A 12,034-nucleotide genomic window follows, 5' to 3' on the forward strand; every position below is an offset into this window, starting at 1 on the left:
CCTAGTAGGATGCTGTGAGCAGCTGATCATCGATAAAGCACAAAACGCTGGAGAATCCGCCACCCATGCCCCCGCGCCTGAGCATCGTCGTCCCCGTCTACAACGTCGAGCTCTACCTCGACGAGTGCCTGGAATCCATCGCCGCTCAGACCTTCGGCGACTTCGAGGCCATCCTCGTGGACGACGGGTCCACGGACACCAGCGCCGTCATAGCCAAGGCCTTCGCCGCCCGGGACAAGCGCTTCCGCGTCGTGATGCAGGAGAACGCCGGACTCGGCGCCGCACGCAACGCCGGTGCCCGCCACATCCACCCGGACAGTGAGTACCTGGCCTTCGTCGACAGCGACGACACCATGCCGGACTACGCCTACCAGCGCATGATCGACGCCCTCGACGAGACGGGCTCCGACTTCGCCGGCGGCAACGTCAAGCGCTTCCGCTCGGTCGGCATGAACCAGTCGTGGGGCCACCGGGCCGCCTTCGCCAAGACCCAGCTGAAGACCCACATCTCCAAGTTCCCGGCGCTGGTCACCGACCGCACCGCGTGGAACAAGGTCTACCGGCGCACCTTCTGGGACGAGCACGGCTTCCAGTACCCCGAGGGCATCCTCTACGAGGACGCACCGGTCAGCATCCCCGCGCACTACTTCGCGTCCAGCGTCGACATCATCAGCGACTGCGTCTACCACTGGCGCGTCCGCGAGACCGGCGAGCGCTCCATCACCCAGCGCTCCACCGACCCGATCTCCCTGATCGACCGCGTGAAGTCCGTCCGCCTCGTCCGCGAGTCCCTCAAGGCCAAGCAGGGCGCCAAGTACGTCCGCTACCTGCGCGACTACGACTACAACGTGCTGAGCGAGGAACTCCCGCTCATCTACAAGTACGTAGCCGAGGGCGGCGCCGACTTCCGCGCCGCCTTCGTCAAGGAGGTCGGCGGCCTGGTCCGCGAGATCGGCACCGGCCCCTGGCCCGACCTGACCGTCGCCGACCGGCTCAAGGCGTACCTGGCCGGCGAAGGCCGCGTCGAGGACTTCATCGCCCTCCTGCACCACCAGCGCGACTACCACTACAGCGTGCCGGTCAAGGGCCTCGCCCGCCCGCAGGCGGACTACCCCTTCCTGCAGGGCCGCCCGCCGGTCCCCACCAAGGTCCTCACCCTCGGCCCGCGCGAGCGCCGCGTCGTCAGCCGCCTGGAGCAGGCGGCCTGGGCCGACGGCAAGCTGCTGCTGCGCGGCTACGCCCTCCCCGGCCACCTCGGCGCGGAGAGCCGCCTCGGCTCGCGCAAGATGCTGGTGTTCCGCGAGGGCGGCAAGCGCCGCCGCTCCGTGGTCGGCGCCCGTACCGTCGCCTCGCCGATGGCCACCGTGAAGTCCCCGCACCTCGCCCTGCGGCACGCCGACTGGGCCGGCTTCACCGCCGTCGTCGACCCCTCGATCTTCCAGTCGGGCGGCAAGTGGCGCGACGGAATATGGACCACCTCCATCGCCGTCACCGGGGCCGGCGGTCTGCACCGCGCCCGCCTGCGCGGCGGCGAGCACGACACCGGCCAGAACCCGCCCCCGCAGTGGGTTGCCCCCGACGTCCGGATCGTCCCGGCCGTCTCCGGTTCCCTCACCATCCAGGTCGAGGTCGTCCGCGCCCGCGCCCTGGACGTCCACCCCGCCGGTGACGACGCCGTCGAGATCAGCGGCGAGCTCTCCGCCGAGGTCGGTGCTGCGTCCGCGCTGCGTGCCGTCCACGTCACCACCGGCGCCGTCCTCAGCTTCCCGCTGGAGACCGTCGCGGCCCGCTCCGGCCGCGTCCCCTTCACCGCGCGCGTCGCGCTGGCCGAGCTGGCCGCCGTACCGGACGCCGAGGTCGAGCCCGGCGAGTGGGCCCCCGAGCCCTGGAGCCTCTCCGTGATCGGCGCCGACGGCACCGAGCACCGCATGGTCCACGACGAGCGCGGCGGCTTCAACGGCCTGGTCCTGCCCCTGCCCGGCGAGCACACCGGCCGCTCGCTCTTCGCCAAGCGCGGCAACACCGGACACCTGACCCTCTCGGTGCAGCCCTCCCCGCCGCTGGTGGACGAGGTCGAGGCCGAGGACGGCACCGTGACCCTGCGGGGCCGCTTCGTGGCGCCCACCGACGAGCCGTACGAGCTCGTCCTGCACAACGCCCACGGCGTCGAGTTCAGCTACCCGGTCACCCGTGACGGGGACGCCTTCTCGACCACCTTCCAGCCCGTGCTCCCCGAGGCGTACGCCGGCCGGACCACGCTCCCCGAGGGCCGCTGGTGGCCCACGCTGCGCCCGGTCGCCCAGGCCGGAACCACCGCGGGCCTGCTCGGCGTCGACCGCGGCGCTCCCGTGCAGATGGGCCCGGGCCTGCTCTTCGCCGGCCCGCACCCCTTCAGCACGCAGGGCCGCCGGATGCGGGTCGAGACCCGCTTCCACGACCGCATGGTGCTCGTCGCCGACCCGCTGCTGAGCCCGCACGACCGCTCCCACTTCGCCCAGCGCGTCGCCCGTTTCGAGACCTACCCGGCGCAGCGCGCCCTGCCGGTCAAGGACATGGTCGTCTACGACACCTTCCAGGGGAACGGCGCCGGCGACTCGCCGCGCGCCATCCACGAGGAACTGCTGCGCCGCGGCGAGAAGCTGGAGCACATCTGGCTGGTCCGCGACGGCCGCGCCGAGGTTCCGGCGACCGCCCGCGCCGTGCAGTACGGCAGCGTGGAGTCGTGGGAGGTGCTGGCCCGCGCCCGCTACTACGTGACCAACGACAACGTGCCGCAGCTCTTCCAGCGCCGCGCCGGCCAGGTCGTCGTACAGACCTGGCACGGCACGCCGATCAAGCAGATCGGGCACGACTTCGTGCACGACTACTACACGAGCCCGGAGATCCTGGAGGGGCTGGAGCACGACAGTGCCCAGTGGTCCCTGCTGGCCTCCCCGAGCTCCTACGCCACGCCGATCCTCAAGCGCGCCCTCGGCTACGACGGCGAGGTCATCGAGGCCGGCAGCCCGCGTACGGACGCGCTCGTACGGCCCGACGCCGAGCGGATCGCGGAGGTCCGGCGGCGGCTCGGCCTGCCCGAGGGCAAGAAGGTCGTCCTCTACATGCCGACGTGGCGTGAGAACTGCGAGGGCTGGTCGGGCGGCTACAAGCTCGACCTGCGGATCGACCTGGAGCAGGCCCGCCGTGAGCTGGGCGAGGACCACGTCCTGCTGGTCCGCGGCCACCACCACGTGACCGAGCAGGTCCGCGAGGGCGTCCGCGACGGCTTCGTCGTCGACGTGTCCCGCTGGCCCGACGCCGCGGACCTGCTGCTCGTCGCCGACGTGCTGATCTCGGACTACTCCTCCGCGATCTTCGACTTCGCGCACACCGACCGGCCGATCCTGCTCTTCACGTACGACCTGGCGCACTACCGCGGCACGCTGCGCGGCTTCAACTTCGACCTGGAGGCGAAGGCGCCCGGCCCGCTGCTGGCGGACTCGGCGAGCCTGATCGAGGCCGTGCGCAACGCCGACGAGGTCGGGGCGCAGTACGCCGAGGCGCGGGCGGCGTTCCGCGAGGAGTTCTGCGACCTGGACGAGGGCAACGCCGCCGAGCGCGTCGTCGACCGCATGCTCGCCATGGGCGCGGCGCCCGCGAAGTAAGCCGTACGGGCGAAAAACCCGGCCGAACACAGACCGGCCCCGGGCCACCGATGAATTTCGGGCCCGGGGCCGGTCTGTATGTGAGGAACGGTATCCACCGTCCACGCACCGGCCTGGAGGCAGAGATGAGCGGGAACGGTTTCACCACGTGCCTGTGGTTCGACGGCGACGCGGAAGCGGCCGCCGAGTACTACGTGTCCGTGTTCAAGGACGGCAGGATCGGCCGGATCGCGCGCTACACGGAGGCGAACCCCGGGTCGGAGGGCTCGGTGATGACCGTCGAGTTCGAGATCAACGGGCAGCAGTTCGTCGGCCTCAACGGCGGACCGCAGTTCCCCTTCACCGAGGCGATCTCCTTCATGATCAACTGTGCCGACGAGCCCGAGGCGGACTACTACTACGACACGCTGACCAAGGACGGCGGCCAGGAGTCCGCCTGCGGCTGGGTCAAGGACAGGTTCGGGGTGTCCTGGCAGGTCATTCCGCCCGGCGCCGTCGAGCTGGTCAGCGACCCCGACCCGGAGCGGGCCGCCCGGGCCACCGCCGCGATGATGAAGATGAAGAAGCTGGACGTGGCGGAGATGCGCCGGGCGGCCGACGCGGCCTAGGCGTGTTGCCCCGGGAGTGCCCTCCCGGGCTCCGCCCTCCCCGGCCGCTCTCTCCCCGGCCCCGCCCTCCCCGGTCGGGCAGGGCCGGGAGGCGGGTGGCTAGACGCACTCCCACACGGCGGCCTGCGTGCCGGAGGACGTGCTGGCGCCGGGCATGTCCAGGCACATCCAGGTGGGGGCGCCGCTCGGGGTGGTGCCGCTGATCCACCAGCCGGGGTTGCCGTCGATGTTGTCCGTGTCCCACCACTTCTGGTTCAGGCCGCCGTTGCAGTCCCACTGGATGATCTTGGCGCCCTTGCGTGCCGTACCTCCCGAGATGTCGAGGCACTTGCCGGAGTTGGCGTTGCGCAGCTGAATGAACGTGCCGCCGTCGGTGACCTCCGACTTCCACAACTGCTCGCTCGCGGTCCCGCATTCGGCCTGGACCACCGGAGCGCCGCTGTCGTTCGAGCCGCCCTTCACCTTCAGGCACATGCCGCTGTGGACATTGGCGATCTCGAAACGGCTGCCCCGCTTGCGCAGCTGCCACAGCTCGTTGGGGGCCAGCGTGACCCCCAGGTCCGAGGCGGTCTGTGCGGTGGGAACAGTGGCGGGGCCGGCCTCGGCGACGGCCTGGGGGACCGTCGTCCCCGCCACCGCGATCAGGGCGACCAGACCCGAGCGGACGGACGTGCGCATCGTGGAGTTCATGCTCAATGCCTTTCGTGTACGGCGCCGTCGAGGCTGCGGACGGCACCGGTCGGATGGAGGTGGCGCCGGACCGCGGGGGCCGGTCCGGCGCGCTCCCCACTCTGTCCGCCGGCCGTGTCCGAGCACATCGTGGAAGACCACGAACACGGTGCTCCGCGCGTTCTCGTGGTCAGTCCCGCGGCCCACCCGCGGCGGTGTCCGTTCCGGCCAGGCCGGCCGCGAGCCGGCTGCGGCCCGACACCTTCAACTTCCGGTAGGAACTGGTGAGATGGCTTTCCACCGTGCGCCGCGACAGGTGGAGCGCCTCGCCGATCTGCGCGTTCGTGTGCCCCTTGGCGGCGAGGTCGGCGACGCGACGTTCCGCTCCGGTCAGTGCGTCCGGGCCGGTCCGGGCCCGTGTCGTGGTGCGGGCGTTCGCGTCGCGCAGCGCGGCGTGCGTCGCGCGCAGCAGCCGGCCCGTCGGCGCGGTGGCCGGGTCGGTGCCGTCGTCGTCCGGGCCGTCCGCTTCCCCCGCAGGGGAGAGCAGTCGGGCCGCCTCGGCGTCGGCGAGGCGCAGTTCGTCCCGGCCCCTGCGGCCGAGCCCCGCCTCGATGTGCGCCAGGCCGAGGTCGATCAGGACCTCGACGCGTTCCACCGGCGCGGGTGCTCCCTCCAGCAGGGCGGCCGCCTCGGTGAGCGACTCCAGGCCCTGCCGGCCGCCGACGGCCGCCGCGTGGGCCCGGAGCGCCCGGCCGACCGTACGCGGGGTGCCCCAGCGGCGTGCGTGGCCGAGTTCCTCCTCGGCCAGCTCCCGTGCCTCGCCCGCCCGGCCGAGACGGGCCAGCGCGAGGGCGGCGCCGGAGCGCCACGGGGTGGCCACGGGGCTGACGAAGTCGCGGGCGCTCTGGCCGGCGCCGCAGGCGAGGTGGTCGTCGAGCGAGGCCTGCCACCGGCCCTCGAAGCCGTGGAGCAGGGCGCGCGCGTAGCGCAGTTCGTTCCACTCCCAGGAGCTGTCCGCGGTGGTCTCGTCGGGGGTGGAGAGCAGCTGCCAGGCCTGGTCGCGCAGGCCGAGCTCGTACCGGGCGAGCGCCACCATGGAGACCAGGTGGGGTGCGCGGATGCCGCGTCCGGTGCAGGTGTGTGCCAGGAGGGTGTTCTCGGCGATGACGCGTCGGAAGTCACCCGCCCAGAGCGCTGCTTCGGCCCGGGCGCTCAGCAGGCACTGCAGGCCCGCGTCGGTCAGGTCCGGGGGTGTCGGCGGCACGGGCAGCCCCTGCCGGGCGAGGGCCCGGGCGTCCTCCAGCCGGTCGGCCCACTGCAGCAGGGTGGCGGCGCTGCCGAGCCACGCGGTGCGCAGTCGCGGGTGGACCGGTGCCCCGGCCAGCCGGGGCCGGATCCGGGCGAGGACCTCGGCCGCGGAGAGGAGCCCGGCGCCGGTCTCGTACTCGGTGATCAGACCGCAGACCAGCGGTTCGACGGAGGGATGGGCCGTGGGAGCGAGCGTGCGCAGGCCAGCGATGGCATCGCGCCAGGCGACCGCGTCGTGCGAGGAGATGAGGGCGGTGACCGTCCGCAGAACGTGCACCAGCTCCTCGTCGTCGGTGCCGCTGCTCGCCCGGTGCAGGACGCTCAGCGCGCTGTCGGTGCGGCCGCGTGCCGCGAGGGCCGCACCGAGGGCGGGCGCCGCGGCGGCGCGTTCCCGGCGGTCGGGGTGCAGGTCGAGGCCCGCGCGGAGCCTGCGGATGCCCGCCTCGGCGCTGTGCGGGAACTCCAGGGACCCCAGGCGCAGGGTGAGGTCGGCGTACCGGTCCCGGGCCGGCGGCGGCTGGGTCCGCAGGGCGTGGCGCAGCAGTCCGGCGGCCTGTTCGGTGTGCCCGGCCCGCACGGCGTCGTCGGCCGCCTCCTCGAGGCAGCGTGCCATCCACGGCTCGCGCGGGCGCTCCAGGTGCAGCAGGTGGGAGGCGACGGCCGGGGCGGGGGCGCCGCGGTCGTGGAGCAGCCGGGCGGCACGGGTGTGCAGGGCCGCCAGTTCGGCGGGGTCGGCCGCGTCCAGCACGGCTTCGAGGGCGAGCGGGTGGGAGAGCAGCCGGGCCAGCCGCGGCGCGCAGGGCGCGGCCGCGCGGCGGGCCGGGCAGAGCGTCACGGCCTTCTGGAGCAGGGCGGAACCGGTCGCGTCGGTGCACTGGGCGGTGACGGCGAGGGCCAGGGCGAGGTGGCGGGTTTCCTCGTCGGCGCGGTGCCGGATCCAGCGGGCGAGCGCGTCGCGGTAGCGGGAGGGAGGAGCACCGCCAGGCCGGTGCGGGGTGTGCCCCGGACCCGGACCCGGCTCCGGCTCCGGCCCCTGCACCCGCCCCGGTCCCGGGGCGGCGAGGTCGGGGGAGTGGGCGGAGCCGGCCAGGTCGGCGAGGAGGGCCTGGACGAGGGCGGGGTTGCCCGCGGTCGCGTCCCGGCACATCGCGCGCTGTTCGGGAGCCAGCCCGTGCTCGCGCGCGAGCCGTGTGACGGCGTCCCGCCCGAGCGGGGGAAGCGGGTGGCACGCGCCCGTGGTCCGGGGCAGCCAGGTGACGTCGGAGTGCTCGCGGCATTCGGTGGCCAGCACCAGGACCGGAAGCCCGGCGATGCGGCGCGCCAGGTAGCCGATCCAGCGGCGTGACACCGGGTCCGCGCAGTGCAGGTCGTCGATGGCCAGCAGCACGGGCCGGGCTGCCGCGGTCCGGGTCAGCAGGTCCAGCAGCCGGTGGAAGACCTCTTGCTCCTGCTCGGCGCCGGGGTCGGTGAACGGAATGCCGTCGGCGGCGGGGAACACCTGGCGCAACAGGGCGAAGGGGAAAGCCGTCTCCTCGGGCGAGCAGCGCGCCGACAGCACCCGTATGCCGCCGTCGGCACCCGCCCGGCGGACGACGGTGTCGAGTACGGCGCTCCGGCCGCGGCCGGGCGGCGCGGCCAGCATCAGCCAGCTGCCCCGCCCGGAACGCGCCCGGGCAACGGCGGCGGCCGCGGCCCGGAGCACGTCGTCGCGTTCGACCAGTACGTGTGTCACTTCCGCCCCCACCCCTGTGCGGACGGCCGGGTGCCGTCCGTGAGGGCCCGGAGGCCCCGTAGGGAATCATGGAGGGACGGGGTGCGAGAAGCGGGATGATCTTCGGTCAGATGTGCCGGAAACGGCACCATTGAGGCCATCTCGGCCACGTGGGCGGTGAATTGACCGGATCCGATGGCGCGCAGATCCGCCGGCGGCGCCGATCGGGTGGCCGGGGTGGAGCAGTGGCCGGGTCGATCAACTCCCCGCGATCCCGGCCAGCAGCGCGGGCAGGGCGGTGCCGATCGGCTCGCGGACGACCTCGTCGGCCAGGGAGTCGTACGGGGTCTCCTCCGCGTTCACGATGATCAGCCGGGCCCCCGCCTCCGCGGCCATCCCGGCCAGTGACGCGGCGGGCTGCACCTGCAAGGTGGATCCGACGGCGATGAAGATCTGGCACCCCTTGGCCACGGCCATCGCGTGCCCCAGCACCACGGGGTCGAGCCGCTGCCCGAACATCACGGTCGCCGCCTTCAGGATCCCGCCGCACACCAGACAGGCGGGATCCGGTTCCCCGGCGGCGACCCGGGCCAGCGCCTCGTCCATGCCGGTCCGGGCGTGACAGGCCGTGCACACCACCGACCGGGCGGTGCCGTGCAGCTCGAACACCTTGCGCGCGGGCATCCCGGCGAGCTGGTGCAGCCCGTCCACGTTCTGGGTGACGACCCGGACGGGGGTGCCGCCGCGTTCGAGCTCGGCCACGGCCAGGTGCGCGGCGTTCGGCCGCGCCCCGAGGGCTGCGAGCTCGGCCCGCATCAGCCAGGACCGGCGCCGGATCTCCGGATCGGCCATGTAGTACTCGTACGTCACGAGCTTCTCGGCGTCCGGCTCCCGGCGCCACAGGCCCTGTGGCCCCCGGTAGTCCGGAATTCCGGAGTCGGTGGACATCCCGGCCCCGCTGAACACTGCGACAAGCGGCTTCCCCATGCTCCGACCCTATGTACCGGCGCCGGGCGCCCGCGACCCCATTACCGCGCCGCCGCCGCGAGGGCGCCGGAGGGTCGTTTCTGCGGTGAATCCCGCCCCCCACAGGAGTGAGATCCGCGCGGCTCCCTCCCGGTACACCGGCCAGCCGGGTACAAAGCCGGACATGATGCTCAAGCCGTACAGCCTTGGTGCCCTGCTGCTGACCCTGCTCGCGCTGCCGGCCCTGTCGTCCGTCCCCGCCCACGCCGCGCCGGCGCCGGCCGTCGCACCCGTCCCGATCGCGGAGGGGCACACCGCCGATCAGATCAGCCGCTTCCTCGCCACCTTCTACGGTGCCCACGGCCCCTCCCCGGACGACCGCGAGCAGCACGTCTCGCAGGTCCTCAAGGACAGACAGAAGGTGAACACCGACTCCGACGTCCTGCTCTGCTCCCAGAACGCACCGCAGAACATCGGCATCGGCCCGGTCACCGTCGCCCAGGCGGCCGGCGTCGGCTGGGCCACCGTCACCACCCACTGGGCGGGCGGGGTCACCGACACCTTCACCGCGTACGTCCGCCTCGACTCCAAGCCCATCCGGCTCGACGACGTGATCTGCGCGGGCTGAAATCCGTACGGTGACACGAGGGGCCCTCCGTAGGGTGGGGGCATGCCGACGACGACCGCGACCACCACCACCGTCCTCTACTGCAGGGATCCGCTGAACGAGCGCCGGGCCGACGCCCACTTCGCGGCGGAGGCGCGGCAGCTGCGCGCCGTCGGCGGCACCGTCCTGCTCGTCGACCACGACGCGCTGCTCGCCGGGGACCCCGAGCGGGCGGTGGCGCGGGTGCCCGAGGGGGCGGGATCCGTCTGGTACCGGGGCTGGATGCTCCCCGCGGGGCGGTACGCCGCACTGGACGCCGCCCTGCGCCGGCGCGGCGCCGAACTCGCCGTCACCCCCGAGGCGTACCGGCGGGCGCACGAACTCCCGGGCTGGTACGGGACCTTCGCCGGCCTCACCCCGGTCAGCGGCTGGTTGCCCACGGCGCCGGGGGAGGTCCCGGACCCGCAGCGGCTCGCGGCCCTCGCCGCCGGGCTGCCGCCGGGGTCCGCCGTGGTCAAGGACTACGTGAAGTCCCGCAAGCACGAGTGGGCCGAGGCCTGTTACGTGCCCGACCTCGCCGATCCGGCCGCGCTGCACCGGGTGGTCGCCCGCTTCGTCGAACTCCAGGACGAGTTCCTGGCGGGCGGGGTGGTGCTGAGGGCCTTCGAGGCCTTCGTCGCGCCGCGGGCGGCGGCCGCGGAGGTGCGCGTGTGGTGGCGGGACGGGGTGCCCCGGCTGGTCACCGCCCACCCCGACAGCGCGGTCGCCGAGGTCCCCGAGCCGGACCTCGAACCGGTACGGGCGGCCGTCGAAGCGCTGCACTGCCCCTTCGTGACCACCGACCTCGCGCTGCGTGCGGACGGGGTCTGGCGGGTCGTCGAAGTGGGTGACGGACAGGTCAGCGACCTCCACCGGGAGGCCGATCTCGCCGCGTTCGTACAGCTGTTGACGACCGATCAGGCGCTCCTGCGCACACCGTCCGCATCTGGTACAACACCGGCATGACGGGATTCGAGATCACCGGCGCGAGCGCCGCCGACATGGAACTGATGCGCGGCTGGGCCGACGAGGAGGGCTGGAACCCGGGGGACTCGGACCGGTTCGCGTTCGCGGTCGCCGACCCGGAGGGCTTCCTCGTCGGCCGGCTCGACGGCGAACCGGTGGCCTGCATCTCCGCCGTTCGGTACGGGGCCGGCTTCGGCTTCATCGGCCTCTACATCGCCCGCCCGGCCTTCCGCGGCCAGGGCTACGGCATCCGGCTGTGGCACGCCGGGATGGAACGGCTCGACGGCCGGCTCGTGGGCCTGGACGGGGTCGTCGCCCAGCAGGGCAACTACCGCAAGTCCGGCTTCCTTCCGGCCTGGAACAACGTCCGCTACGAGGGTGTCCCCGAGGGGTACGACGGCGGCGACGGCAACGGCAGGGCCGAAAACGAGACCGGTACCGGCGCCGGGGTCGCGATCGTGGACGCTGCCTCGCTTCCCTTCGCTCTGCTCGCCGCCTACGACCGGCGGTTCTTCCCCGAACCGCGCCCCGCCTTCCTGTCCGCCTGGACCGCGCTGCCCGGCCGGACGGCGCTGGCCGCGGTCCGCGACGGCCGGATCGAAGGCCTCGGCGTGATCCGCCCCTGCAGCGCCGCCCACCGGATCGGACCGCTGTACGCGGCCGATCCGGCGGTGGCGGCCGCCCTGCTGCGGCGGCTCGCCCGGCACGCACCCGCGGGCGTGGTCTCCGTGGACGTGCCGGACGCGAACCCGCAGGCCGCGGCACTCCTCGCGGGCCTCGGCCTGGTCCCGGTCTTCGAGACCGCCCGGATGTACACCGGCCCCGCCCCGGACCTCGCCCTGGCCGAGCTCTTCGGGGTGACCAGCCTCGAACTGGGCTGAGAGGGCGAGGGGGCGGGGCCCCGACGAGCCGGACGGCGGTCGCACGGCGCCGCCCGGCCCGTCGTGTCACGGGGGATCAGAAGTCGAACAGGACGCCCGTGGTGTTCCGGAAGCCACAGGGATTGGCGAAGGTGTACGAGTAGCTGAGCCGGCGGCCCTGCCACACCCCGTCGGCCGTCACCGTCATCGGGTTCCACTCCCTGGTACACACCGCGTCGGGGGCCGGGGCCGCGAGCCGGTCCAGCCGGGAACCGTTCGTGCGTAACTCGGCGCACGCGGCGACCGGGTTCGGGTGCGTCCCGCCCGGCGTCGGCGCACACACGAGCGTCACCGCACGCAGCACCGTGCCGCTGTCGGCGTCCTGTCCCGCCGTCACGCCGAGCACGAGCGCGGACGGCGCGTACATGCTCTCCGTACCGGCCGGCGCGGCCCCGGCCGTACCCGGCCAGGCCAGTGCGGTGAGCGCGGTGAGCGCCATGGCGGCGGAACCGAGCCCGAGACCCCTTGCGATGGACCGCATTTCGAACACTCCCTTGGGTTGGCATTTCGGATAGCGGACAGAGTCTTGCCCACGCGGGCCGTGAACGCCCGTTCGCACCGCCATTTTTCGTCACCCCTTGTGTGCGGATGAGTGC

The 12,034-nt window shown here is 73.4% G+C and carries 9 protein-coding genes; 5 read left to right on the plus strand and 4 right to left on the minus strand.

Annotated elements, in window-relative coordinates:
- Positions 1–65: 65 nt before the first annotated feature.
- Positions 66–3,644, plus strand: a complete 3,579-nt coding sequence (locus ACIPYQ_RS13195) for a CDP-glycerol glycerophosphotransferase family protein (RefSeq protein WP_401249836.1) — start codon at positions 66–68, stop codon at positions 3,642–3,644.
- A 125-nt stretch (positions 3,645–3,769) separates the two neighbouring features.
- Positions 3,770–4,252, plus strand: a complete 483-nt coding sequence (locus ACIPYQ_RS13200; protein ID WP_361756445.1) for a VOC family protein — start codon at positions 3,770–3,772, stop codon at positions 4,250–4,252.
- A gap of 99 nt (positions 4,253–4,351) precedes the next feature.
- Here ACIPYQ_RS13200 and ACIPYQ_RS13205 read toward each other — a convergent pair whose 3' ends face one another.
- From ACIPYQ_RS13205 to ACIPYQ_RS13215, 3 genes are all read right to left on the minus strand, one after another.
- The gene (locus ACIPYQ_RS13205) at positions 4,352–4,942 is read right to left on the minus strand and encodes an RICIN domain-containing protein (protein ID WP_401249839.1); all 591 of its coding nucleotides are present in this window, start codon (positions 4,940–4,942) and stop codon (positions 4,352–4,354) included.
- 169 nt (positions 4,943–5,111) lie between these two features.
- Complete coding sequence (locus ACIPYQ_RS13210; protein ID WP_401249841.1) at positions 5,112–7,961, minus strand: AAA family ATPase; 2,850 nt, start codon at positions 7,959–7,961, stop codon at positions 5,112–5,114.
- A 237-nt stretch (positions 7,962–8,198) separates the two neighbouring features.
- Complete coding sequence (locus ACIPYQ_RS13215) at positions 8,199–8,927, minus strand: SIR2 family NAD-dependent protein deacylase (protein WP_401249844.1); 729 nt, start codon at positions 8,925–8,927, stop codon at positions 8,199–8,201.
- A 163-nt stretch (positions 8,928–9,090) separates the two neighbouring features.
- On the opposite strand from ACIPYQ_RS13215, the gene ACIPYQ_RS13220 reads away from it, so the two are divergent.
- The 3 genes from ACIPYQ_RS13220 to ACIPYQ_RS13230 are packed head-to-tail and all read left to right on the plus strand — an operon-like array spanning position 9,091 to position 11,399.
- Positions 9,091–9,534 (plus strand): hypothetical protein, encoded by a 444-nt coding sequence (locus ACIPYQ_RS13220; protein WP_361756433.1) that lies wholly within the window; start codon positions 9,091–9,093, stop codon positions 9,532–9,534.
- A gap of 42 nt (positions 9,535–9,576) precedes the next feature.
- Positions 9,577–10,518 (plus strand): ATP-grasp domain-containing protein, encoded by a 942-nt coding sequence (locus ACIPYQ_RS13225; protein ID WP_401249847.1) that lies wholly within the window; start codon positions 9,577–9,579, stop codon positions 10,516–10,518.
- Positions 10,515–11,399, plus strand: coding sequence for a GNAT family N-acetyltransferase (locus tag ACIPYQ_RS13230; protein ID WP_401249849.1), 885 nt, complete (start codon positions 10,515–10,517; stop codon positions 11,397–11,399). Before ACIPYQ_RS13225 ends, ACIPYQ_RS13230 begins: the two co-directional genes overlap by 4 nt.
- A 76-nt stretch (positions 11,400–11,475) precedes the next feature.
- On the opposite strand, the gene ACIPYQ_RS13235 is transcribed toward ACIPYQ_RS13230, so the two are convergent.
- Positions 11,476–11,919 (minus strand): subtilase-type protease inhibitor, encoded by a 444-nt coding sequence (locus ACIPYQ_RS13235; RefSeq protein WP_401249852.1) that lies wholly within the window; start codon positions 11,917–11,919, stop codon positions 11,476–11,478.
- Positions 11,920–12,034: the final 115 nt, after the last annotated feature.

The organism is Streptomyces sp. NPDC090045, from assembly GCF_044747975.1.
In the GTDB taxonomy this organism is placed as follows: domain Bacteria; phylum Actinomycetota; class Actinomycetes; order Streptomycetales; family Streptomycetaceae; genus Streptomyces.